This is a genomic window from Streptomyces sp. NPDC006552 (assembly GCF_040611655.1).
In the GTDB taxonomy this organism is placed as follows: Bacteria; Actinomycetota; Actinomycetes; order Streptomycetales; family Streptomycetaceae; genus Streptomyces.
Genome location: NZ_JBEXOS010000064.1, coordinates 13,863 through 37,359 on the forward strand (window position 1 = coordinate 13,863; position 23,497 = coordinate 37,359).

Consider the following 23,497-nt stretch of genomic DNA (forward strand, 5'->3'; position numbering starts at 1 on the left):
CATGATCCGGTTCGATCAGGTCACCAAGCGGTACGCGGACGGCACGATGGCGGTGGACGGCCTCTCCTTCGAGGTCGCCGAGGGCGAACTGGTCACGCTCGTCGGTCCGTCCGGCTGCGGCAAGACCACGACGATGATGATGGTCAACCGGCTCATCGAGCCGACGTCCGGCCGGATCCACGTCGGCGGCGAGGACATCGCCACGCTCGACCCGGTGCGGCTGCGCCGCCGCATCGGCTACGTCATCCAGCAGGTCGGCCTCTTCCCGCACCGCACGGTCCTCGACAACACGGCGACCGTGCCCGCGCTGATCGGCTGGAAGAAGGCGAAGGCGCGGGCCCGCGCCGCCGAGCTGCTCGATCTGGTGGGCCTGGACCCGAAGACGTTCGGCGGCCGCTACCCCGAGCAGCTCTCGGGCGGCCAGCGCCAGCGCGTCGGCGTGGCGCGGGCGCTCGCCGCGGACCCGCCCGTCCTCCTGATGGACGAACCGTTCGGCGCCGTCGACCCGGTGGTGCGCGAGCAGTTGCAGGACGAGTTCCTGCGGATGCAGGCGGCGGTGCGCAAGACCGTGCTCCTGGTCACGCACGACATCGAGGAGGCGGTCCGGCTCGGCGACCGGATCGCGGTGTACGGGCAGGGCCGCATCGAGCAGTACGACACGCCGGGCGCGGTCCTCGGCACGCCGGCGACGCCGTACGTCGCCGAGTTCGTCGGCGCGGACCGCGGCCTCAAGCGGCTGTCGGTCACCGCGATCGAACCGGACGACCTGGAGCAGCCGTCGGTGGCCCGGCTCGGCGAGCCGGCGGCGCGGGCCGCGCACCGGATGCGCGGTGAGGGCGCGCGCTGGGCCGTGGTCCTGGACGAGAGCGGCGACCTGCACGGCTGGATCGGCTTCGACGAGGCGTCCGCGGCCGGCCCCGGGGGGCGGGTGGGGGACCTCGCGCACCGGATGAAGGCGTGGGTACCGGTCGGCGCCCCGCTCAAGCAGGCGTTCGGCGTCATGCTCCAGCACGACGCGGGCTGGGTCGCGGTCCTCGACGGCTCCCGCTTCCTCGGCGTCCTCACCCCGGCCAAGCTGCACGAGGCGCTGCGCCGCTCGGTCGACGCGGACGCGCAGGGGGTCGGCCGGGACGAGGTGGAGTTCGACTCGGTCGCCGACGCCTGAGCGGCCACCGGCCCGTCCGCCGGGTCTCACGACGCGGCGCGGGGCCGCCGCTCGTCCATCGCACGCAGGTTCTCGTCCTGTACGTCGCCGGGGGCGGCCCGGTCCGGGCGGTACAGGGCGAGTTCGGCGGCGGCCCGTCCGGTGGCGATCTCCCGCGCGGCGAGCCGGCCGAGGACCGGCGCCAGGGTGACCGCACTGTGCGAGACGAGGTGGTACAGGCCGGGCGCCCCGGGCTCCTCGCCCACCAGGGGCAGTCCGTCCGCCGGGACGGGCCGCACGCCGATCCGCGCGTCCTCGGTCCCCGTCCGCGCCAGGCCGGGCAGGACCGCACCGGCCCGGCCCCGCAGCTCCCGCGTGAGCCCGCCGAAGCGCGACCGCGGATCCGGCCCGGGGCCCTCGCCGCGCGGCGCCGGTCCGGCCGCGCCGTCGAGCCGGGCGTCGATGTCCCAGGACAGCGCCAGCACCCCGCCGCCGGGCGCGGGGCGCAGGTCGATCCCGGGCGCGGCGATGATCGCGGTGAGCGGGTCCCCGTGGAGCGGGGCGCTCTCGATGAGGAGGCCGGGGACCTGTCGCAGGGGCAGGCGGGCCCCGGCGAGGGCGGCGACCCGGGCGGCTTCGGGGCCCGCGCAGTTGACGACGGTGTCGGCGCGCCAGGAGCGGTCACCCGCGCGGACGCCGGTGATCCGGCCGCGGGCGCGGGTCAGGCCGGTGACGGTGACGCCGTAGTGCGTCTCGGCGCCGTGCCGCACGGCGGCGTCCAGCAGGGTGCGGACGAAGCGCGGCGCGTCGAACCAGGACGTGCTGGTGTGCACCACGATCTCGTCGGCGCCGCAGGCGGCGGGGGCCACGGCCGGGGCCAGCTCGCGCAGCACGGACCGAGGGGCGAGCCGGCAGTCGTGGCCCCAGCCCCGCACCCGCAACGCCCGGGCGCGCAGCGCCTGGTGTGCCGCGTCGCCGTCGGCCCACTGCAGGAGGGGTGCGGGGTGCCGCCAGGCCGGGCCGTCGAGTGCCTCGGCCAGCCGCCGGTGCTCCTCGGAGCCCTGCCGGTTGAGGCGGTAGTAGGCGTAGGGGGTCTTCAGATGGGTCACGTCGACGGAGAACGTGGCGCCCGACGTGCCCGCCGCGGGTCCGGCCGCCTCCACGACGGCGACCCGGACGCCCGCGCGGGCGAGGTGGTAGCTGACGCAGGCGCCGAGCACGCCCGCGCCGACGACGACGGCTGAGTCCATGGCGTTCCTGTCCGAAAAGGGGGCCGCTGGGAGGGCGTCACACTTTCCCGCGTTCCGGCCCGGCACACCCCGCCGCCTGTGCCCCCTACGGCGCCTGCTTCAGCAGCCCCTTGTCCTTCAGGTAGTCGCGTGCGACGTCCTCGGGCAGCCGCCGCCAGCTGTCGACCTGCTGGTTCATGGCGGCCAGATCCCTGGTGGTCAGCACGGAGTTGAGCGCGCCCAGCGCCCGGGCGGCCTTCTCGCTGCCGGCCCGGGAGCGGTTGACGACCGGCACGATGTAGTCGGCGTTCTGGAGCTTCTTGTCGTCGGCGAGCAGGACGAGGGAGAAGTCGGCGAGCGTGGCGTCGGTGCTCGTGGTCAGCACCATCTGGTCCTGCCCGTTCTGCACGGCCTTCTTGGACTGGGTGGTGCCGACGCCCTTGGGGTCGACGCCGGTGAGGTCGATGCCGTAGACCTTCTTCAGGCCCGGTGCGCAGTACGGCCGTTGCACGCACTCGTCCCCGGCGGCGAGCCGCACCTTCAGGCCGGCGGCGCCGAGGTCGCTGAGGGTCTTGAGCCGGTGTGCGGCGGCGTAGGAGCGGGCGACGGCGAAGGCGTTCTGGTCGACGGCTCTGCCGGGGTCGAGGACGACGAGGCCGCGCGGCCGGGCGAGCGCGCGCAGACCCTTCATGGTGGCGGTCAGGTCCGGGGAGCCGACCGGCTTCGCGTCGGCGCCGTGTGTCTTGGCGCCGAGCCAGTCGGCGAAGGTGGCCGCGTACTCCGGGACGACGTCGATCTGGCCGGACTCCAGGGCGGGTTCGTACAGTTCGCGGTTGGCGACGGAGAGGATCTCGGTGCTGTAGCCGGCGTTCTTCAGGAGCAGCGAGTACATGGTGGCGAGCAGGTCGCTCTCGGTGAAGCCGGCGGAGCCGATGACGAGGTGCTTGCTGTCGCCGGGCGGCGCCGTCACCTTGCCCTGCGTCTCCAGGGAGGGCCCGGTGGCGCACCCGGCGACGAGCAGGGCGGGGGTGAGCCACGCGGCGAGTCCGCGGGCCCGCGCGTTCATCCGGTCCTCCCGCGCGTCCAGGCCGGTGCGAGCCGTTCGGCGATCTCGAAGAGCCCCTCGACGAGGAGCGCGAACACGGCGACGAGCACGGCGCCCGCGACGACCTGCGGGGTGCTCGCGAGGTTGAACCCGGCGGTGATGATGCGGCCGAGCCCGCCGCCGCCCGCGAGGGCCGCGATGGTGGCGGTGGCGACGAGCTGCACGGCGGCGATCCGCACCCCGTTGAGGATCATCGGCAGGGCGAGCGGGGCCTCCACCCGCAGCAGCATCTGCCGCCCGGTCATCCCCATTCCGCGCGCGGCCCGGACCACCTCCCGGTCGACGCCGCGCATGCCCACGTAGGCGTTGGTGAGCAGCGGCGGCACGGCGAACAGGACGAGGGCGACGACCGTGGGCCCTTCGCCGTACTGTCCGAGCGGGGTGAGGAGCAGCAGCACGAGGACGGCGAAGGTGGGTACGGCGCGGCCCACGTTGGAGATGTTGACGGCGAGTGCGCCGCCCTTTCCCAGGTGGCCGAGGACGAGGGCGACGGGCAGCGCGATCAGGCAGCTGATGACGAGGCAGACGAGGGTGAGCACCAGGTGCTGGGTGAGGCGGTGCCAGATGCCGTCGTCGCCGGACCAGTGCGCGGAGTCGGCGAGCCACTCCCAGGCGTCGGTGAGGGTCTTCACGCGCGGCTCGCTCTCGTCCAGGGGGTCAGCAGCCGCCCCACGCCGAGCAGGACGAGATCGGCGGCGACGGCGATGACGACGCAGAGCACGGAGGCGATGAGCACCTGCGCCTTGAAGTAGGTGTTCATCCCGGCGTAGATGAGGTTGCCGAGGCCGCCGTGGCCCACGATGGCGCCGACGGTCACGAGGGAGACGGCCGAGACGGTGGCGATGCGCAGGCCGGCCAGGGCGGCGGGCAGCGCGAGCGGCAGTTCGACGGTGAGCAGCAGCCGGACGGGCCCGTAGCCCATGCCGCGGGCGGCCTGCCGGGTCTCTTCGGGGACGGCGCGCAGCCCGGCGAGGATGTTGCGGACGAGCAGGGTGAGCGAGTACAGCACGAGTCCGGCGACGACGAGGGTCGCGGACAGCCCGTAGGCGGGCAGCAGCAGCGAGAACATGGCCAGGGACGGGATCGTGTAGAGCACGGTGGTCAGGGCGAGCACGGGCCCCGCGGCCCACCCCCACCTGCGGGCGACGACGGCCAGCGGCACGGCGATGACGAGCGCGATCGCCACGGCGATCAAGGTGATCTGCAGGTGCTGCACGACGGCGTCGACGAGGATGTGCCGCCGCGTGCTCAGGTAGGCGCCGCAGATCCAGTCGTTGCGGGCGAGGCAGTCGTCCGGTGGCGCGATGGCGGGCACCGCGGTCGCGAGGGGCACGCGTCCATTCCAGTGGCCGCGGCGACGCGGGGCGCGCTGGGCTGACCCGTACGGGCGGTGGGGCGGCACGCGCCTTCAGTGGGGGCGGGGCCGGGCGGCCTCGTCCGCCGCGCCACCCGACGGGGTGAGGCGCCCGTCCGGGCCTGGGCCGGGGGGTTCCGGCTGGCTAGGTTGTAGGCCATGAGCAATCTCGATCAGGCGCCGGTCCCCTCCGTGTGCGGCGGGCGCGGCTTCGTCGTCGCGGAACCGGTCCGCGAACTCCTCAGCCCGCGCCACGTCCGGCTCGGCTCCTCCACCGAGGTGCGCAGGCTGCTGCCGAACCTCGGCCGGCGCATGGTCGGGGCGTGGGCGTTCGTCGACCACTACGGCCCCGACGACATCGCGGACGAGCCGGGCATGCAGGTGCCGCCGCACCCGCACATGGGCCTGCAGACGGTGAGCTGGCTGCACGAGGGCGAGGTGCTGCACCAGGACTCCACGGGCAGCCGGCAGCTGATCCGCCCCCGCGAGCTGGGCCTGATGACGTCCGGCCGTGCCATCGCGCACTCCGAGCAGAGCCCGCGCTCCCACGCCCGCTTCCTGCACGGCGCGCAGCTCTGGGTGGCGCTGCCCGACAGCGACCGGCACACCGACCCGCGCTTCGAGCACCACGCCGAGCTCCCCCGGGTGACGGCCCCCGGCCTGACGGCCACGGTCGTGCTGGGCACGCTCGACGGGGCGACGTCCCCCGGCACCGTGTACACCCCGCTGGTCGGCGCGGACCTGGCCCTGTCCTCCGGCGCCGACGTCCGCCTCCCCCTCGACCCCGATTTCGAGTACGCGGTCCTCGCGATGTCCGGCGCGTCCCACGTCGACGGCGTCCCGCTCCTGCCCGGCGCGATGCTCTACCTCGGCTGCGGCCGCACGGAACTCCCCGTCCGTGCGGAGTCGGACGCGGGCCTGATGCTGCTGGGCGGCGAGCCGTTCGAGGAGGAGCTGATCATGTGGTGGAACTTCGTGGGCCGCACGCAGGAGGAGATCGCGCGGGCCCGCGAGGACTGGGCGGCCGGGGTGCGGTTCGGGGAGGTGACGGGGTACGACGGGGAGCGGCTGCGCGCGCCGGAGCTGCCTGCGCTGCCGCTCAAGCCGCGGGGACGGGTGCGCTGAGCGCAGCGGTCCCGGCGTGCCGCCTTCGGCCGGACTCAGTCGAGCAGGCAGCAGTCCCCGCACATCCCGCCGCCGGGCACGCGGTAGTACAGGCAGCAGCTCCGGCGGCGGAACGACAGGTCCGGGCCGGTGATCCGCCCGGTGCCGCGGAGTCTGCCCGTGTCCAGCAAGTCGTGTGTCAGGGCGGTGAGTCCGGCGCGCAGGTCCGGCCGGGACCGCAGGAGCACCGCCGCCGATCCGGCCAGGGCCGACGCGGTGTTCCCGGCCAGCAGTCCGGCGGCGATCTTCACGGAGAGACGGCGTTCCACGGTCCCCAGCGCCCCGTCGACCTGCGCGTACACGGCCTCCGGCAGGGAGGGGAAGCAGCGGGCGGGCCTGGCCCGCGGTAGGGCGAGGCGCAGCGCCGAGCTGCCCTCGGCCCACTCCACCGCGCCCAGGTCCAGCACGATGCCGTGCAGGAGTGCGCAGGCCAGCACCGGTGACCACAGGCGGGCCGCCAGCCCGAGATGGGCGATGGACGTGCCGACGCGGGCTTCGTCCGTGGCGTAGCGGACGTCGACCGCGCGCGACAGCTCGGCGAACACCTCGGCGCGCAGCCGTCCGCCCGCCGGCCCCCGGGGCGCGGTGTCTTCGGCCACGTCCAGGGCGAAGAACCCGCCGAGGCCCGCGACCTCGCGCACCGCCGCCACCACCGCTTCCGTCGACAGATCATCCGTCCGGCCACTCATGTCTCGTCCCCTGTCAGCCCCTTCGGCGCCTCCGCGCGCCGGCACCATTGTGGCCGTGCCGTCGTCGCGGGCTGTCGGCACGGGCGCGGACTCAGGCCGGCTGGACCTCGTCGAAGAGGGCGACGGCCTCGCGGGGGCGGCGACGAGGGACTCGGCGAGTTCGGCTCCCTCCAGCATCGCGAGGTTCGCGCCCGCCGCCCAGTGGGGGCATCAGATGCGCGGCATGGCCCCGGAGCCTCCCGGGTGAGACCCGCCCGTCGGACTAGTCGACCGGTCCAGTACCGCCGTACGCTTGCTCCGTGGGACGGACCAGTGATGCCAGACAGAAGATCCTGGATGCCGCACGCTCACTCATGGAGGAGCGCGGCTACGTCGCCTTGGGCGTCGCCGAGATCTGCAAGGCGGCCGGGGTGCCGAAGGGCAGCTTCTACTACTTCTTCGACTCCAAGGAAACCCTCGCCCTCGCCGTCGTCGACGAGCACTGGACGGCCCAGCGGCGGGACTGGCAGCGGCTCCTGGCCGGGGACGCGCCCCCGCTGCGACGGCTGCGGAGGCTCTTCGAGGAGACGGAGGCCGGACAGCGCGCGGGACGGCAGGAATGCGGCACCGTGGCGGGGTGTCTGTTCGGCAACCTCAGCCTGGAACTCAGCAACCGGACCGAGACCGTCCGCGAGCGGCTGCAGGAGATCTTCGATGCGCAGGTCGACCTGGTCGCGGCGGTCGTCGCCGAGGCCCAGGTGCTCGGCGACGTCACCGTGACCGACGCGCGGGAGGCGGCGCGGGCGGTGGTGGCCCAGCTGGAGGGCCAGGTGATGTTCGCCAAGCTCTACAACAACACGCGGCGGCTGAGCCCCCTGTGGGACAACTGCCGGGCCCTGCTCGGCGCCGCCGGATCTCCGTAACGGCGGCGCCCGGCCCCCGGCGGGAGACGTGCGCGCCCCCGTCGGCCGAAGGAGGCCCGGGGTGCGCGCGGCCCGGGTGCCTCAACGTCCGGTGCGCGCCGGACGGTGTTCCCGGCCCGCGGATCGGTCTGCGGAGTCCTCCGGGCGGCTCTGCGACGGCCCGTGTCCCTCTCCGGGCATGATGCGCGACAAGCCCGTCCGCACCACGGCGGCGGCCGCGGCCGCGCCGAGGACGACGATGGCGGCGAGCAGCAGGGCAGGACGGTAGCCGTGGTGCAGGAGCGGAGCGACGGCCGGCGGGCCGAGGAGCTGGCCGGCCGAGTATCCGGCGGTCAGCAGAGCCACCGAGCGGGGGAAGCGCAGGTGCTCACCGGTCGCGAGGGTGAGGGTGCTGACGCCGATGAACGTGGCGCCGAACAGCACCGCCGACGCGAGCGCCGCCACGATGGTGCCGGACAGGGCGGGCAGGGCGATGCCGACCGCCTGGATCACGAGCGCGGTGAGCAGCAGCCCCGGGCGCGACCAGCGGCGTCCCAGCCGGGCCCAGAGCGCCGACGACGGGACGGCGGCCAGCCCCACGAGGACCCAGGCGCCGCTGCCGGTCCAGCCCGGCGATCCCTGGCCGATGGCCGCGACCAGGAAGGTCCCGGCGACGATGTAGCCGATCCCCTCCAGCGTGTAGCTGACGAACAGAGCACCGAACCACCGGTGCGCACGCGCCTTCGCGGCGTTCCCGGCCCCCGCCGCGCCCGGCGCGTCCTGCGGCCGCAGGCTCCACGCGGCCACGGTCAGCGCCGCGGCGAGCGCGGCCGAGGCGAGCCAGGCGGCCCGCCAGTCCGCGACGGAGCGCAGCAGCAGGACGAGCAGGCCGGAGAGGGCGATGCCGCAGCCCACCCCGCCGAACGCCCAGCCGGACAGGTGCGGTGGATGGGCGCGCAGGTGGTGGAGCAGGGAACCGGCCGCGACGACGAACACCAGCGCGCTCGCCACCCCTGCCAGCAGCCGCAGCGCTCCCCAGACGACGGCGCTGTGCGTGAACGGCATCGCGGCGAGCGTGCCGGTCAGCAGGAGCAGCGAGCCGCGGAACGCGGTGCGGGAGCGGACCAGCGCGGGGGCGAGGATGCCGGCGAGCGCCCCGATGAGGTAACCGGCGTAGTTGGCCGTGGCGAGGTTCGCGCCGTCCGTGACGGACAGCCCCGCACCGCTCTGCATCAGAGGCAGGATCGGCGTGTAGACGAACCGGCCGACTCCCATCGCGGCCGCGAGCGCCGCCGCGGCCCGGGCGACGTGGGACCACGGCGAGAACGAGGTGTTCACCGGTCGCCGTCGGTGCGGCCCGGGTCGTTGGGATGAGGTTCGAGCGGAGTGACGCGCACGGTCATCCAGGGGCGCAGCGGCAGCGTGCCGAGCACCTTCTCGTGCAGCTCCCGCTCGTCGGCGGCCCGCCAGACACCGATACTGCGCAACTCCCCGACGGGACGCCAGAGTCGGACCAGCCGGCCGGTGGCGGCCAGCTCCGCGGCCCGGACGGCCTCGGCGGCCCGCCGCCGGTCGACCTCGTCCTGGGAGGTGCCTTCAGGAACGGCCGTGGTGATCTCGGCCAGGAACTCTCGCATGATCTCGCTCCGTCGCTCGATGACGTCGCCGGACGCCGAGCCCGGCCGGGGACGATCTCATCGTGTGCCCGCGGCCGCCACCGGTGCCAGGACCGGTGGTCTCACTGCTGAGAGGCGCAGGCTCCCAGCACGCGTAGCATGGCGCCCGTGGAACTGCGTCAGTTGCGGTACTTCGTCGCCGTCGCCGAGGAACTGCACTTCGGCCGGGCCGCCGAGCGGCTGCTCATCGCGGGCCCTTCGCTCTCCCAGCAGATCAAGGCGCTCGAACGTGACCTGGGGGTCCGGCTCTTCGACCGCGACCGCCGGTCGGTCTCCCTCACCCCGGCCGGCGCGGCCCTCCTCCCGCACACCCGCGCGCTGCTGGACCGGGCCGACGACCTCAAGCGCCGGGCCGGCCGGTTGTCGGGCTCACAAGCCGTTCGGCTCGGTTACGTCAACTGGCTGCCTGCGGACCTCATCTCGCGGACCGCGTCCGTGGCCAGGGTGCACGTCGACACGTGGGTCGCGCCCTCGCACACGCAGGCCACCCGGGTCGCCGACGGCGGCCTGGACCTCGCCGTGTGCTGGGTGCGGTCCGAGGACCTCAAACGGCTCGGGCTGCGGGCCCGGCTGCTCGGCGCCGACCGGCTGCACGCCGTGGCCAGGGACGGCGACAGCGACGACGTACCCGACGTGGCGGCCCGGGACATCGACGTCCTGGTCGACGACGATCTCACCTCCTGGGCCTCCTGGAACGTGTACGCCGAGGAGCTGGCGCGGACCACCGGCGCGCGCACCGTCCGCATCTCCGACGGGGCCATCACGGGGCCCGCCTTCTTCGACCACGTGCGCCGGTGCCGCCGCCCCGTCCTGAACTCACCCAAGGGACAGACGACTCCGCTCCCGCCGGACCTGGTCCGCCGCGAGATCGTCACGCCGGCGCCGTACTGGACCTGGTCCCTGGTCTGGCGCGCCGACGAGGACAGGGCCGGGGTCCTCACCACGGTCGACGCCCTCTGCGACGGCGTCGGCGGCCTCGCGGTCCACGCTCCGGACGCCTGGCTGCCCGATGACGATCCGTACGTCCTGCCGGGTTGACCTGCGCTGCGAGCCAGAGCCTCGCAGGCAGGAGGAGAGACGTCCCGAGAAAAGCCCTCCCGGGCTTTGACCCCGGTCCCCGCCGGGCCTACGTTCCAGGAGAAGCAAATAGTCGACCGGTCGGCTAGTAACGGTCGACCCGTAGGAGAGGGACATCATGAGCACTCGGACCCAGAAGGTCGCCGTCGTCACCGGTGCGTCGCAGGGCATCGGAGCCGCCCTGGTCGCGGCCTACCGCAAGCTCGGCCACGCGGTCGTCGCCACCTCGCGCACCATCGCCCCGGCCGACGACACCGACCTCCTCACCGTGCAGGGCGACATCGCCGATCCGGCCACCGCCCGGCGCGTGGTCTCGGCCGCCGTGGAGCGGTTCGGCCGCATCGACACCGTGGTCAACAACGCGGGCGTCTTCGTCGCCAAGCCGTTCACGGAGTACACGGCCGAGGACTTCGGGGACGTGACAGGGATCAACGTCGCCGGCTTCTTTCACCTCACCCAGCAGGCCGTCCCGCACCTGCTCGCCCAGGGCGGCGGACACATCGTCACCATCACGACCAGCCTGGTCGACAACGCGGACGCCAGGGTCCCCTCCGTCCTGGCCTCGTTGACCAAGGGCGGCCTGCAGTCCGCGACCAAGTCCCTGGCCATCGAGTACGCGACCCGCGGCCTGCGCGTCAACGCCGTGTCGCCCGGCACCATCAAGACCCCCATGCACACCGAGGACACCCACGCGTCCCTCGCGGCGCTGCACCCGGTGGGCCGGATGGGCGAAGTGAGCGACATCGTCGACGCCGTGCTCTACCTGGAGACGGCTCCGTTCGTCACTGGCGAGATCCTGCACGTCGACGGCGGCATGAGTGCCGGCCACTGACCGGCCACCACGGACCGGCGGTCCGGGAGACCAAGGAGCGGACATGACCACCACACCCGACGACAAGGCGATCCTCGACTCCGTCATGGACGCGTGGAAAGCCGCCGTCGACGCGCACGAGCCCCAGCGCGTCGCCGCGGGGTTCACCGAGGACGCCGTCTTCCAGGGGTTGCGCCCCTACACCGTCGGACGGCAGGGCGTCGCCGCGTACTACGCCTCCCAGCCGCCCGGCCTGACCGCGGCGTACCGCGTCCTGGAGACCCGGCGGCTCGCCGACGGCGTCGTCCTCGGATACCTGGACGTGGCGTTCTCCTTCACCGATCGCCCCACCCTGGACGTCAGGCTGTCGGTCGTGGCGACCCGCCAGGGCGGTGCCTGGTACATCAGCCACTATCAGGTCACGCACCTCGGCTGACGCCGCGCCGCCCGGCCCCGGCGGCGGACGCACCTGCCGGCGTCAGCGAGGCGTATTCCAGGGGAGCCGACGGGTCGACCGAGACGTGCAGCGGCGCGGGCGCGGCCCCGGCGCGTACGAGCAGGTCGCCCACGGCCGCGATCATCGCGCCGTTGTCGGTGCACAAGGTCATGGGCGGGACGCGCAGTTCGATCCCCGCGGCCCGGCAGCGCTGCTCGGCCAGGGCCCGCACCCGGGAGTTGGCGGCCACTCCCCCGACCACGATCAGCGTCCTCACGTCGTGGTCACGGCAGGCCCGCAGCGCCTTGCGGGTGAGCACATCGGCGACCGCCTCCTGCAGAGCGGCCGCGCCGTCCGCGACCGGCGGCCGCGCCCCGCGCACGCGGTGCTGTTCGACCCAGCGGGCGGCGGCCGTCTTGAGGCCGGAGAAGGAGAACGCGTACGGGTCGTCGCCCGGCTTGGTGAGCGGACGCGGGAACGCGACCGCGTCCGGGTTCCCGGCCCGCGCGGCGCGGTCGATGGCCGGGCCGCCCGGGTAGGGCAGGCCCAGGATGCGGGCGACCTTGTCGAAGCACTCGCCCGCGGCGTCGTCGAGCGTGTCGCCCAGATGCAGGATCGGCTCGCGCACCAAGTCCCTGACCAGGAGCAGCGAGGTGTGGCCGCCGGAGACGATGAGCACGACGCAGGGGTGGGGCAGCGGGCCGTGCTCCAGTGTGTCGGCGGCGACATGCCCGGCCAGGTGGTGCACCCCGTACAACGGGATGCCCGCCGCGTAGGCGAGGGACTTGGCTCCGGCCAGTCCGACCTGGAGGGCGCCCGAGAGGCCCGGCCCGGTGGTGACGGCGACGGCGTCGAGCTGCCCGAGCCGCAGCCCGGCCTCGGCCAGCGCCTGCCGGACGACCGGCGTGAACGCCTGGAGGTGGGCGCGGGAGGCGATCTCCGGGACCACGCCGCCGAATCGCGCGTGCTCGTCCATGCTCGACGCCACCACGTGGGCGAGCAGCCGTCCGTCCCGCACGATGCCCGCGCCGGTCTCGTCGCACGACGACTCGATCCCCAGTACCACCGGCCCACTCACCACGGCCTCCTTCTGCCCATATTCAGTAGTTGCAATATATGTGCAACAAGCCAGGATCGACCCCATCCACTTTTCGAAACTTTTCGCAGTGAGTGGCGAGCAGCGCCCTGTACCGATACGCGCGGAAGACCTCTCATCGCGCTCCATGTTTTGCATTCCGGCATTGATCAGGGAAAACGGCAACCAGCGATGCGCCTTCGTCCCGCGAATGTTTCGCCATACGTGCCGAAATACTTGACAGTTGGCAGGGTCAGTTCAAAGCTGTCGCCCACGTCAAGTGAAGTGACGAGAGGACCAGACTCATGAACGTCACATCCGCACCCCGCACCAGACGCAGAGGCGGCCCCTTCCGGCTGTGGCTCAGCACCCTGTGCACCACGCTGCTGCTCGCCGTGGCCGCCGTCGCCCTGCCCGGCACCGCCCACGCGGACACGGTCGTCACCTCGAACCAGACCGGTACCGACAACGGCTACCACTACTCGTTCTGGACCGACTCACCCGGCACGGTCTCCATGAACCTGGCCTCCGGCGGCCGCTACAGCACCTCGTGGCGGAACACCGGGAACTTCGTCGCCGGCAAGGGCTGGGCCAACGGCGGACGCCGGGCCGTGACCTACTCGGGCACCTTCAACCCGTCCGGCAACGCCTACTTGGCGCTCTACGGCTGGACCTCGAACCCGCTTGTCGAGTACTACATCGTCGACAACTGGGGCACGTACCGGCCCACGGGCACGTTCATGGGAACGGTCACCAGCGACGGCGGCACGTACGACATCTACAAGACGACGCGGTACAACGCGCCGTCCGTCGAGGGCACCAAGACCTTCGACCAGTACTGGAGCGTCCGGCAGTCGAGGCGGACGGGCGGCACCATCACCACCGGCAACCACTTCGACGCCTGGGCCCGCGCCGGAATGCCCATGGGCAGCTTCGACTACTACATGATCATGGCGACCGAGGGCTACCAGAGCAGCGGCAGTTCCGACATCACCGTGGGCGGGACGGGTTCGGGCGGTGGCGGTGGCGGTGGCGGGAGCAACGGGTGCTCCGCGTCGCTCTCCGCCGGGCAGTCCTGGAGCGACCGCTACAACCTCAATGTCGCCGTGACCGGGTCCAGCAACTGGACCGTCACCATGAATGTCCCGAGCCCCGCCAAGATCCTCTCCACCTGGAACACCAGCGCCTCCTACCCCAGCGCCCAGGTCCTCACCGCGAAACCCAACGGCAACGGCAACACCTTCGGCGTCACCATCCAGCACAACGGCAACACCACCTGGCCCACCGTCTCCTGCACCACCAGCTGACCGGCACACCCCGCCCCGCACAGGCGAAGGAGCACGCAGCATGGAAAGCCGAAGAACCCGTCCGACCCGTCGCGCCGCGCGAACCCGCCGTTCTCTGCGGTCCTGGCTCACCAGATCGGCTGTCGTCGCCGTGGCCGCCGCGAGCACCCTCACCCTGCACACCGCCGCCCCCGCCCGGGCCGCCGCCTGCACCGGCTATGTCGGACTCACCTTCGACGACGGCCCCTCCGGCACCACTTCGGCCCTGCTCGCCGCGCTCACCCGCAACGGGCTGCGGGCCACGATGTTCAACGAGGGGCAGTACGCCGCCGCCAACCCGTCCCAGGTGCGGGCCCAGGTCGACGCCGGGATGTGGGTCGGCAACCACAGTTACACCCACCCGCACCTGACCACGCTGGGCCAGGCGCAGATCGACTCCGAGATCGCCCGTACCCAGCAGGCCGTCGCCGCCGCGGGCGGTGGTACGCCGAAGCTGTTCCGGCCGCCCTACGGGGAGACGAACGCGGCCGTGAAGGCGGTCGAGGCCAAGTACGGACTGACCGAGATCATCTGGGACGTGGACTCGCAGGACTGGAACAACGCCAGTACCGACGCGATCGTGGCGGCCGCCGGGCGGCTCACCGACGGCCAGGTCATCCTGATGCACGACTGGCCGGCCAACACCCTCGCCGCCATCCCGCGGATCGCCCAGGGGCTGGCCGCGCGCGGCCTGTGCGCGGGCATGATCTCGCCGATCACCGGTCGCGCCGTCGCGCCCGACGGCGGACCGGGCGGCGGAGGCGGAGGCGGGGCGTGCGCCGCGACGCTCTCCGCCGGACAGTCCTGGAGCGACCGCTACAACCTCAACGTCACGGTCACCGGCTCCAGCAACTGGACCGTCACCATGAACGTCCCCACCCCCGCCAAGATCCTCTCCACCTGGAACACCAGCGCCTCCTACCCCGGCGCCCAGGTCCTCACCGCCAGACCCAACGGCAACGGCAACACCTTCGGCGTCACCATCCAGCACAACGGCAACCGCACCTGGCCCACCGTCTCCTGCACCACCGGCTGAGCCAGGAGCGGCGCAAGGGCGCGGTGGCCGGGGCCGCCGCGCCCTTGCGCGCCGCGGCCGGCTACTTCACGTCCGTGGGCCTGCGCGCCGCGTCCGGTGCCTGGTCGACGTCGGTGATCAGCCGCAACCGGTAGCTGTACGCGTAGTCGCGGTCGGCGAACAGCTTGTACGCGTCGTGCGTGTGCGCGCCCCAGCTGTTGTCGCCGCCGACGCCCATCTGGCGGTGGTTGACGCGCAGGATCACCTCGTCGCGCGGGGTGAGCTGGTAGTCGTGGCGGGCGCCGACGGAGAGGTCCTCGGGGGTGAGGTGCGAGGCGTTGATCTCCAGCGGGCCGTCGTCGCCGTGGACGAGCAGCCCGCGGCCGTGCCGGTCGGTGAGCGCCGCCCAGCGCACATCGGTCTTGTTCCCGTTCTCCTGCGGCCGCAGGTACGGCGTCCACTGCTCGCTGACGGTGGAGGACCAGCGGCCCACATCCGTGCCGTCGTTGCGGTCCCAGTGGTTCTCCTCGGGACCGCGGCCGTAGTAGTGCAGCCGCTCGAAGGCCGCGGGCAGGCGCAGGATCGTGCCGACCTCGGGGAGGTAGGGAAGGTCGGCGGCGCCCGGGTGGAGGGTGTTGTCGACCTTGATCTCGCCGTTGCCGAAGACGGTGTAGGTGGTGCTGTAGGCGGACGGGGTGGTCGTCGGCAGCGTGCCCTTGACCGTGATCTCCACCGCGCGGTCGTCGAGCGCCCGCACCGTCACGCCCGTCACCTCGCGCCGCGCGCCCGCGTCCCGCCAGGTCTGGTTGCGGGTGTGCTGGCCGTTGCCGCGGTCGTTGTCGGTCGGTGCGCGCCAGAAGTTGGGGAGCGCGCCCGAGGTGAGGAGTCGCGTGCCGGCCGACTCGAACGTGGTGAGGAGGCCGGTCGCCTTGTCGATGACGGCCTTGAGCCCCTTCGTGCCGGTCACGGTGACAGCCGAGGCCCCGTCCTTGTAGGAGAGCGCCGGCACGTGCGCGAGGGGGACGGGGGTGACGTCGGGGCTGCCCGCGTCGAGCGGCAGCTGTACGCGGGCCACCTCGAAGCCGGCGTCCGCCCAGGGGGTGCGTTCCTTGGTGGTGAAGGAGAGCTGGAGGAAGTACTCGGCGCCGGGTTCCGGGGCGGCCGGCAGCTCGACCGGCACGGAGATGTCCTTGCTGCTCTGCGGTGCCAGGTCGAGCTGCGCGCGGCTGAGCCGGCCGCGGCGCACGACACGGCCGTCCCGGGCCAGCTCCCAGCTGCCGTCCCAGGCGCTGAGATTGGTGAAGAGGTTGTCGTTGGTGAGAGTGACCTCGCCGGGGGCGCCGCCTTCCTTCGCCGCCGCGCGGACCGTCTGGTAGATCCGCTTGACCTCGGCCGCCTTTCCGGTGTGGCGGCGGTCGGGCAGGACGATGCCGTCGCCGCTGAAGGCGCCGTCGTTGGGGTTGTCGCCCCAGTCTCCGCCGTAGGCGGCGAAGGTCCTGGCCCGGGACTTCTCCGTCGTGACCCCGGCCGTACGGGCGTCGAACCAGAACCGCACGCCGTCACCGTCCGGACCCCGCCCGTCGTCGGCGAGTTCGGCGGCGCTCAGGGCGCGGGCATGGACCCGGGCCCGGCGGATCGTGCCGCTGAACTCCCGTGTGGGGTTGTCGACCTCGCCGCCGAGCGAGAGCGGCGCCGTGTTGCCGGACGGGGTGCGCGTGGTGGTCCGGGTCGCCTTCACCGCGCCGTCCACGTACAGCGTGAGCGTGCCCTTGTCCGCGTCGAAGACGCCCGCGACGTGGTGTTCGGCGCCCGTCCAGCCCTCGTCCGGGGTCTGCCAGGACGCCGTGCTCCACTGGCCGTCGGCGTGGATGAAGAACTCCAGCGTGTCGCCGGTCTGTTTGAGCGCGTACTGGGTGTCGCCCTTGGCCAGGATCGGCTGGTCGTAACCGCGGTAGCGCGGCGTCACCCAGGCTTCCAGGGTGAGCGAGCCGCGCAGGTCGAGCCGGTCGTCACGGGCGAAGACGGTGGCTCCGCTCGTGCCCTTCTCCCGGCTGAACGACCCGGAGGGGTTGATGACTTCGCCCTTGAGGCGCACCGGCCCGGTCTCGGTGAGCAGGGTGCGCGCGGGGACCGGCCAGTCCAGGGCCTGGTCGACGAAGTCCCAGATCCAGCCGCCCTGGAGGACGTCGTGCCGGCGGACGACATCCCAGTACTCCTTGAAGTTTCCGGTGGAGTTGCCCATCGAGTGGGCGTACTCGACCATCACGTACGGGCGGGTGTCGGAGGTGTCCTTCGCGCGCTCCTCGACCCGGCTGGGCGACTCGTACATCTTGGAGCGGATGTCGCTGACGCCGGGCCGGTCGTCGCCCTCGTAGTGGATGACGCGGGTCGGGTCGTACCCGTGGATCCAGTCGTACATGGCGCTGAAGGCGGAGCCGCCGCCGGCCTCGTTGCCGAGCGACCAGATGACGACGCAGGCGTGGTTCTTGTCGCGGTGGACCATGTTCTGGGCGCGGGCCACGCACGCCGTGGTCCAGTCGGGGCGGCTGCCGGGGTAGGAGCCGTTGATGCCGTGGGTCTCCAGGTTGGTCTCGTCGACGAGGTAGAGGCCGTACTCGTCGGCGAGTTCGAGCCAGAGCGGGTTGTTGGGGTAGTGCGAGGTGCGCACGGAGTTGATGTTCAGCTGCTTGATGAGGCGGATGTCGGCGACCATGTCGGCGCGGCTGAGGGCCGAGCCGCGCTCGGGGTGCATCTCGTGGCGGTTGGTGCCGCGCAGGGTGACGGGCTTGCCGTTGATCCGCATCAGCCCGTCCGTGAGCGCGAACTCGCGCAGGCCGACGCGGTGCGAGAGCGTCTCGACGACCTTGCCGCGCGGATCGCGCAGGCGCAGGACGGCCGTGTAGAGGTAGGGGTCCTCGGCCGACCAGAGGCGGGGCGAGGGGACGGACCTGGCACTCTCGACGGTGACCTCGGCCGCGGTGAGGGCGGCGGAGCACATGAGCGGGCGGGCCCAGACGGCGTGGCCGTCCGCGTCGTAGAGCTGCGTCTCGACGGTGTACGCCGCCCCGTCGGCGTCGCCGCCGTAGTCCCGCACGGTCGCCGTGACCGACAGCCGCGCCGAGGTGTGGCCGTCGCCGAGCGGTGTGCCGAGCTTGAAGTCCCGCAGGTGCACGGGGGGCGTCGAGAACAGGTACACGGACCGGAAGATGCCGCTCAGCCGGATCATGTCCTGGTCCTGGAGCCAGTCGCCGTCCGCGTAGCGGTAGACCTCGACGGCGATCTGGTTGGTACCGCTCTTGAGGTGGGGGGTGATGTCGTACTCGGCGGGGGTGTAGGAGTCCTCGTGGTAGCCGGCCAACTGCCCGTTGACCCAGACGTAATGGGCCGCTTTGACGCCCTCGAAGTGCAGGAAGGTCCGCCGCCCCGTCCACTCCCGCGGCACGGTGAAGGTCCGCCGGTACTGGCCGACCGGGTTGTACCGGGTCGGCGCCGCGGGCGGCTGGGCGTCCTCGCCGTGCCCGTTCGGCCCCCACCAGGGGTAGGTGATGTTGACGTAGATCGGCTTGTCGTGGCCGTGCAGCTGCCAGGCCGACGGGACCGGGACCGTCTCCCAGCCGGAGTCGTCGAGGTCGGTGCGGTAGAAGTCGTCGAGCTTGTCGGCGGGCCGCTCCACGTAGGCGAACTTCCAGTCGCCGTCGAGGCTTCGCCGGTAGGGGGAGCGGGTGCGGTCCGCGGCGAGTGCCTGCGCGACGCTGCCGTACGGCATGAGGGTGGTGTGCGCGGGCTCGGTGCCGAGCCGGAAGAGGTCGATGTGCCCGTTCCACTCGTCACCGCCGGCGGTGACGTCCTGCGCGGCGCCGAACGCCTGGGCGGCGGGGAGCGCTCCGGGCAGGGCGAGCGCGCCGAGCACGGCCGCACCCGCTTCCAGAAGGCGACGACGGCTGACGTACACGCGGTGCGGGTGCGGCATGACTGTGCCCTTCGTCAAGTGCGGGAAGTGCAACTGGTGAGGCGCAGAACGCCTCTTGAGCCGCGCCCAGCCTAGAAAGAGAACACAACCGAGACAATATCGACGTGCAATTCTGTTGCTTCGTGAGTGCTGTGGGTGGCCGTACGGGTCACGGCCGCAGGTGCGTCAGCCCCACGCCTGGCCGCTGACGGTCTCGTACGGCGAGTGCCCGGTCCGGGCCCGGTCGAGCTCCGCCGCGACCGGGGTGCGGCGGTCGTCCCAGTTGCTCGCCGACCAGGTGTCGCCGGTCGCCACGATCTCGCGGCCGCTCCCGGCGTCGATGTGCACGAACGCACCGGTGACGACGGCGGACACCAGGTCGTCGACCGCTTCGAGCAGCTGCTCCGAGCCGTCGTCGCACGCGTCGCAGCCGCAGTCCGGCAGCGTCTCCAGCGTCGAGGCGGGCGCCCCCGCCCCGACCACCAGGACCGTGTCCGCCACCCCTTCGACGGCGGCGTACCCGAACACGAGCGGCACGGCGCCCGGGCGCACCGGGGTCAGCCGGACGGCACCGCCGAGGGCCAGGTCGGCGGAGCGCCGCCACAGCGCCGCGGGGTCGGCGGCCCGCTCCGCCGTGGCCAGGCCGAGCCCGCACAGCGCCTGCGTCCAGGCCTGTGCGCGGGCGGCGAGGATGCGGTACTTCTCCGGCCGCGAGCACCGGGTGTACTCCTCGTCCCGCACCTCCCGGTCGGGGTGCGGGTCCGGCCAGGGCGGGGTGCGCGCCCCGGTGACGGCGAAGGCCTCGTCGACGGCCCGGCGCAGGGTGCTGAGATCCATGCCGGGGACTTTACGCACCTCACGGCGGTGCTCCCCAAGGGATTACGGCCGGGCGGTCTCGGCGTACTCTCGTGCGGAGTCGGTGCCGCGTTCGGGCGGCCGGCGGGGGGAGGACGCGATGACGGATGCGGCGCGGCCGTGGGACTCGACGCTCACGTCGGTCGTGGTGTACGCGCGGGGCGCCGTGTGCCGGCGGCTCGCCCGGGGCACCGTGGCCGCCGACGGGCGGGTACGGGTGACCGGACTGCCGCGTTCGCTCGACCCCGAGTCGCTGCGCGCCACCGTCGTGGACGCGCCCGGCGCCCGGGTCACCGAGGCCCGTCTGGTCGTCGGGGCCCAGCCGCCCGCGCCCGGCGCACCGGAGGACCTGCTCCAGGAAGCGGAGCGGCTGAGCGGTGCGCGGCGGGCGGCGGCGGCCCGGCAGGAACGGCAGGCCCGGCGGATCGAGGAGCTGGCGGCGGTGCGCCCGGTGCCGCCGCAGCGCAGGCGCGAGGATCCGCACCGGCGGGCCCCGGTCCAGGCGTGGCTCGACCTCGCGGAGTTCGTCGACGGCCGGGTCGCGGCCCTCCAGAGCGAACTCGTCGCGCTCGAAGAGGAGGTGCGGCGGCTCGACCACGAACTCGACCTCGTCGGCGACCGGTTGCAGCGGGCCTCGACGGCGGCGCCGACGGCTCCGGTGCACACGGCGGTCTCGGCCGCGCTCACCGTGGAGGGGGCCGGTGACGAGCGGCTCGGCATCGAGGTCGAGTACCGCGTACCGGGTGCGGTCTGGGCGCCCGCCTACCGGCTGACATACCGTCAGGAAGAGGGCGGCGGGCGACTGGTGCTGCGGGCCTCGGTCGCGCAGCGCACCGGTGAGGACTGGAGCGGGGTGCGCGTCGCTCTGTCCACCGCCGACCTGCGGCGCCCGACCGGCGTCCCGGCGCTGCGCTCGGTGCGGATCGGCCGCCGTCAGCCCGCTCCCGCCCCGTCCGGCTGGCGCGAGCCCCCGGCCGGGCTCGGCACCCTGTTCGCGGGGTACGACGCGGCGGGCCCGCGCCCGTACCCGCCGCACGGCGGACAGCCCGTCGCGGCGGGCGGCCCCGCGGCCCCTGACTTCGTCCTGGCCCCGCCGGCCACCCCGGCCCCGGTCCGCGCCAGGGCCGCCGGGGCGCCGCGCAGCCCGGCGCCGGCCGGTGCGCCGCTCGCCGTCGCGGCGCCCGAGCTCCAGGGTTACGGCGCCGCCCCGCCACCGCCCGCCCCCGGGGGCGCGGCGCCTGCGCCGCCCCCGCCTCCCGCGCCCGGGCCGCCCCGTCCGGACGCCGCCGAACTCGACTACGCCGGTCTGGTCCTGTCCGGACCCGACGGCTACGACGGGCACCGTGGTCTCCTCGCGCCCGGGGCCGCCGACGACCTGGTCGCCGCCGAACACCGGCGCCGCGCCGAGGCGGTGGACTCCTTGCCGCTGCCCGGGTACGCGGTGCGGCCGCGCGACGCCGCCGGTTCCTTCGACCACCGCTACGACGCGCAGGGGCTCGCCGACATCCCCTCGGACGGCGCCTGGCACACCGTCACCGTCACGGAGCTCCCGGTCGGTCTGCGCACGGAGTACGTGTGCGTGCCCTCCGTCGAGCGGACCGTGTACGCCACGCTGGTGCTCACCAACGCCACCGACCGGGCCCTGCTGCCCGGCCCCGTGGACATCGTCTCCGGCGACGAGCACCTGCCGGCCACGCGGCTGCCCACCCTCGCCCCCGGCGCCACCGGACGCGTCTCGCTCGGCCCCGCCGAGGCGATCCGGGTCAGCCGCCGCACCGAGCTGCGCGAATCCACCGCGGGGCTGCGCGGATCGACCACCGTGCTCGACCACCGGGTCCACGTGGAGCTGGCCAACCGGCTCTCCCGCCCGGCGACCGTCGAGGTCCGCGAGCGCGTGCCCGTCACCTCCGACGGCGACATCCGCATCGACGAACAGGGCGGCTGGGAGCCACCGCGGGACGGCGGCGACGGCCCCGAGCACTCCGTCCCCGGGACGCGCCTGTGGCGGGTGGACATCCCGCCGGGCGCCACCGCGACGCTCGACGGCGGCTACGAGATCCGCATCCCGGCCGCCAAGGCCCTCACCGGCGGCAACCGGAGGAGCTGACACCCGCCATGCCCACACCCCCCGCCCCCGCGCAGGGCCCCGGACCGCTCCCCCTGCCCGTCACCGCGGTGACCTGCCTGGAGGACCGCGCCCACATCGAGCGGACCGCCACCGTGCACCTGGCCTCCGGTGTCCAGACGTTGGCCCTCGGCCCGGTCAGCGCCCTCGCCGTCGACCGCTCCCTGCACGCCGAGTTCCTGGCCGAGGGCGCCGACGCCACCGTCCTCGACGTGCGCCTGACCCGGGCCTGGACACCGCGCGGCCCCCGGCCGCCCGGCGACGACGACTCGCCGCTCCGCCACCACGTGCACGCTCTCGAAACGGAACGACGCACCCTGGAGCAGCGCCGCGACCGGCTGCGGACCCGCCTGGAGCTGCTCGGCGGGCTCGCCGCCGACCTGCTGCGGGAGATCGGTGAGGGCGCCGGTCGCGGCGAGGCCGAACCGATGCGCTGGAACTCCGAGTTGCACCGCGCCGACACCGAACGCGAGACGTGCGCGGGCGAACTCGACGAGGTGACCGCGCGGCTGAGCGCCGTCGGCTCCGAACTCGGCCAGGCACAGGACGCCCTGGCCGACGCCGAGCAGGAGCCGGCGGAGCTGACCGCGCACGTCGAGGTGACGGTACGGGCGGCCGCCGCGGGCCCCGCCACACTGCGCCTGACCCATCTCACCCCGTGCGCGGTGTGGCGCCCCGCCTACCGCGCCACCCTCGACGGGGACGCGCTGGCCCTGCGGACCGACGCGGTGGTGTGGCAGCGCACCGGTGAGGACTGGTCCGGTGTCCGGCTGACGCTCTCCACGGCCCGCTCCGGCCTGGCCACCGAACCGCCGCGGCTGGTCGCGGACCGGCTCACGCTGCGGGACCGGTCCGCCGCCGAACGCCGTTCCGTCGACATCGAGTTGCGCGAGGTGGAGATCACCGGCCCCGCCCCGGCCCCGGTGCCCGGGCTGCCGGGCGTGGACGACGGCGGCGAGGTCCGCGTCCTGCATGCCCCCGCGCCGGTCTCGGTGCCCGGCGACGGGCGCCCCCACCGGGTGCCGCTCACCACGGGGACCGGCGCGGCGCACCGCACGTACGTCTGCGCGCCCGAACTCTCCCCGCTCGTCACCGAGGTGGTGCGGTTCACCAACCCCAGCGGGCACGCGCTGCTCGCCGGCCCCGTGGAGCTGGTCCGCGACAGCGGCTACGCCGGGCGCGGCACGCTGGACTTCACCGCGCCCGGGGCCCCCGCCGAGCTGGCGTTCGGCAGCTCGGACAGCCACCGCGTGCTGCGGGAGACCGACGAGTCCCGCACCACCGCCGGCCTGGCCCAGCGCACCGTGATCACCCGTACGGTCCGGCTGCACCTGTCCCGCTTCTCCGCGCCCGGCGAGAGCGACGACCGCGTCGTGTCGCTGCGCGAGCGGATCCCGGTCTCCGAGGTCGCGGACGTCGAGGTCCGGCTGCGCGAGGACGCCTGCTCGCCCGTCCCGGACGCACTCGACGCCGAGGGGATCGCCCGCTGGGACGTCTCCCTCCCGCCGGGCGGCCGCCGCACCGTGACGCTGGTCTACGAAGTGTCGGCGAGCGGCAAGGTCACGGGGCTGTAGCGGGCGGTACACG

The 23,497-nt window shown here is 73.7% G+C and carries 20 protein-coding genes; 10 read left to right on the top strand and 10 right to left on the bottom strand.

Features of this window, described 5'->3' with window-relative positions; genetic code table 11:
• The first annotated feature begins 1 nt into the window (after nucleotide 1).
• Nucleotides 2-1,165: a betaine/proline/choline family ABC transporter ATP-binding protein gene (locus ABZY33_RS28865; protein ID WP_356494624.1), complete on the top strand. Its 1,164-nt coding sequence runs from the start codon at nucleotides 2-4 to the stop codon at nucleotides 1,163-1,165.
• A gap of 26 nt (nucleotides 1,166-1,191) precedes the next feature.
• Here the strand turns inward: ABZY33_RS28865 and ABZY33_RS28870 are convergent, their stop codons facing one another.
• The 4 genes from ABZY33_RS28870 to ABZY33_RS28885 form a co-directional block, all read right to left on the bottom strand.
• Nucleotides 1,192-2,394, bottom strand: a complete 1,203-nt coding sequence (locus tag ABZY33_RS28870) for an FAD-dependent oxidoreductase (RefSeq protein ID WP_356494625.1) — start codon at nucleotides 2,392-2,394, stop codon at nucleotides 1,192-1,194.
• Nucleotides 2,395-2,479: 85 nt separating this feature from the next.
• Nucleotides 2,480-3,439: an ABC transporter substrate-binding protein gene (locus tag ABZY33_RS28875; protein ID WP_356494626.1), complete on the bottom strand. Its 960-nt coding sequence runs from the start codon at nucleotides 3,437-3,439 to the stop codon at nucleotides 2,480-2,482.
• Nucleotides 3,436-4,110 (bottom strand): ABC transporter permease, encoded by a 675-nt coding sequence (locus tag ABZY33_RS28880; RefSeq protein ID WP_356494627.1) that lies wholly within the window; start codon nucleotides 4,108-4,110, stop codon nucleotides 3,436-3,438. The genes ABZY33_RS28875 and ABZY33_RS28880 overlap by 4 nt, the downstream gene beginning before the upstream one ends.
• The gene (locus ABZY33_RS28885) at nucleotides 4,107-4,784 is read right to left on the bottom strand and encodes an ABC transporter permease (RefSeq protein ID WP_356494653.1); all 678 of its coding nucleotides are present in this window, start codon (nucleotides 4,782-4,784) and stop codon (nucleotides 4,107-4,109) included. The genes ABZY33_RS28880 and ABZY33_RS28885 overlap by 4 nt, the downstream gene beginning before the upstream one ends.
• 207 nt (nucleotides 4,785-4,991) lie before the next feature.
• Between ABZY33_RS28885 and ABZY33_RS28890 the strand changes: the two genes are divergently transcribed.
• A complete protein-coding gene (locus ABZY33_RS28890) occupies nucleotides 4,992-5,957 on the top strand; it encodes a pirin family protein (protein ID WP_356494628.1) in 966 nt (321 codons plus the stop codon).
• 35 nt (nucleotides 5,958-5,992) lie between these two features.
• Here ABZY33_RS28890 and ABZY33_RS28895 read toward each other — a convergent pair whose 3' ends face one another.
• On the bottom strand, nucleotides 5,993-6,685 hold the full coding sequence (locus ABZY33_RS28895; protein ID WP_356494629.1) for a (2Fe-2S)-binding protein: 693 nt from the start codon (nucleotides 6,683-6,685) through the stop codon (nucleotides 5,993-5,995).
• Between the two features lie 299 nt (nucleotides 6,686-6,984).
• Here ABZY33_RS28895 and ABZY33_RS28900 point away from each other — a divergent pair, with 299 nt between their 5' ends.
• Entirely contained in the window at nucleotides 6,985-7,587 is a 603-nt protein-coding gene (locus ABZY33_RS28900; protein ID WP_356494630.1) for a TetR/AcrR family transcriptional regulator, read from the top strand.
• Between the two features lie 81 nt (nucleotides 7,588-7,668).
• Here ABZY33_RS28900 and ABZY33_RS28905 read toward each other — a convergent pair whose 3' ends face one another.
• Both ABZY33_RS28905 and ABZY33_RS28910 read right to left on the bottom strand, forming a co-directional pair.
• Nucleotides 7,669-8,841: a YbfB/YjiJ family MFS transporter gene (locus ABZY33_RS28905; protein ID WP_356494654.1), complete on the bottom strand. Its 1,173-nt coding sequence runs from the start codon at nucleotides 8,839-8,841 to the stop codon at nucleotides 7,669-7,671.
• A gap of 59 nt (nucleotides 8,842-8,900) precedes the next feature.
• Complete coding sequence (locus ABZY33_RS28910; protein ID WP_356494631.1) at nucleotides 8,901-9,203, bottom strand: muconolactone Delta-isomerase family protein; 303 nt, start codon at nucleotides 9,201-9,203, stop codon at nucleotides 8,901-8,903.
• 138 nt (nucleotides 9,204-9,341) lie between these two features.
• Between ABZY33_RS28910 and ABZY33_RS28915 the strand changes: the two genes are divergently transcribed.
• The 3 genes from ABZY33_RS28915 (at nucleotide 9,342) to ABZY33_RS28925 (ending at nucleotide 11,566) form a co-directional block, all read left to right on the top strand.
• The gene (locus ABZY33_RS28915; RefSeq protein WP_356494632.1) at nucleotides 9,342-10,280 is read left to right on the top strand and encodes a LysR family transcriptional regulator; all 939 of its coding nucleotides are present in this window, start codon (nucleotides 9,342-9,344) and stop codon (nucleotides 10,278-10,280) included.
• A 157-nt stretch (nucleotides 10,281-10,437) separates the two neighbouring features.
• The gene (locus ABZY33_RS28920; protein WP_356494633.1) at nucleotides 10,438-11,151 is read left to right on the top strand and encodes an SDR family oxidoreductase; all 714 of its coding nucleotides are present in this window, start codon (nucleotides 10,438-10,440) and stop codon (nucleotides 11,149-11,151) included.
• 43 nt (nucleotides 11,152-11,194) lie between these two features.
• Nucleotides 11,195-11,566: an SgcJ/EcaC family oxidoreductase gene (locus tag ABZY33_RS28925; RefSeq protein WP_356494634.1), complete on the top strand. Its 372-nt coding sequence runs from the start codon at nucleotides 11,195-11,197 to the stop codon at nucleotides 11,564-11,566.
• Here the strand turns inward: ABZY33_RS28925 and tsaD are convergent.
• Nucleotides 11,550-12,632 (bottom strand): tRNA (adenosine(37)-N6)-threonylcarbamoyltransferase complex transferase subunit TsaD, encoded by a 1,083-nt coding sequence (tsaD, locus tag ABZY33_RS28930; protein ID WP_356494655.1) that lies wholly within the window; start codon nucleotides 12,630-12,632, stop codon nucleotides 11,550-11,552. The genes ABZY33_RS28925 and tsaD overlap by 17 nt on opposite strands.
• Before the next feature lie 314 nt (nucleotides 12,633-12,946).
• Here tsaD and ABZY33_RS28935 point away from each other — a divergent pair, with 314 nt between their 5' ends.
• Together ABZY33_RS28935 and ABZY33_RS28940 are read left to right on the top strand one after the other, a co-directional pair.
• On the top strand, nucleotides 12,947-13,948 hold the full coding sequence (locus tag ABZY33_RS28935) for a glycoside hydrolase family 11 protein (RefSeq protein ID WP_356494635.1): 1,002 nt from the start codon (nucleotides 12,947-12,949) through the stop codon (nucleotides 13,946-13,948).
• Nucleotides 13,949-13,988: 40 nt separating this feature from the next.
• Nucleotides 13,989-15,002: a polysaccharide deacetylase family protein gene (locus ABZY33_RS28940; protein ID WP_356494636.1), complete on the top strand. Its 1,014-nt coding sequence runs from the start codon at nucleotides 13,989-13,991 to the stop codon at nucleotides 15,000-15,002.
• Between the two features lie 61 nt (nucleotides 15,003-15,063).
• On the opposite strand, the gene ABZY33_RS28945 is transcribed toward ABZY33_RS28940, so the two are convergent.
• Nucleotides 15,064-18,951 (bottom strand): glycoside hydrolase family 2 TIM barrel-domain containing protein, encoded by a 3,888-nt coding sequence (locus ABZY33_RS28945; protein ID WP_356494637.1) that lies wholly within the window; start codon nucleotides 18,949-18,951, stop codon nucleotides 15,064-15,066.
• Between the two features lie 165 nt (nucleotides 18,952-19,116).
• On the bottom strand, nucleotides 19,117-19,767 hold the full coding sequence (locus tag ABZY33_RS28950) for a DUF6226 family protein (protein WP_356494638.1): 651 nt from the start codon (nucleotides 19,765-19,767) through the stop codon (nucleotides 19,117-19,119).
• Between the two features lie 118 nt (nucleotides 19,768-19,885).
• Between ABZY33_RS28950 and ABZY33_RS28955 the strand changes: the two genes are divergently transcribed.
• Nucleotides 19,886-21,892 (top strand): DUF4139 domain-containing protein, encoded by a 2,007-nt coding sequence (locus ABZY33_RS28955; RefSeq protein WP_356494639.1) that lies wholly within the window; start codon nucleotides 19,886-19,888, stop codon nucleotides 21,890-21,892.
• 8 nt (nucleotides 21,893-21,900) lie between these two features.
• A complete protein-coding gene (locus ABZY33_RS28960) occupies nucleotides 21,901-23,484 on the top strand; it encodes a mucoidy inhibitor MuiA family protein (RefSeq protein ID WP_356494640.1) in 1,584 nt (527 codons plus the stop codon).
• The last annotated feature ends 13 nt before the right edge of the window (nucleotides 23,485-23,497 follow it).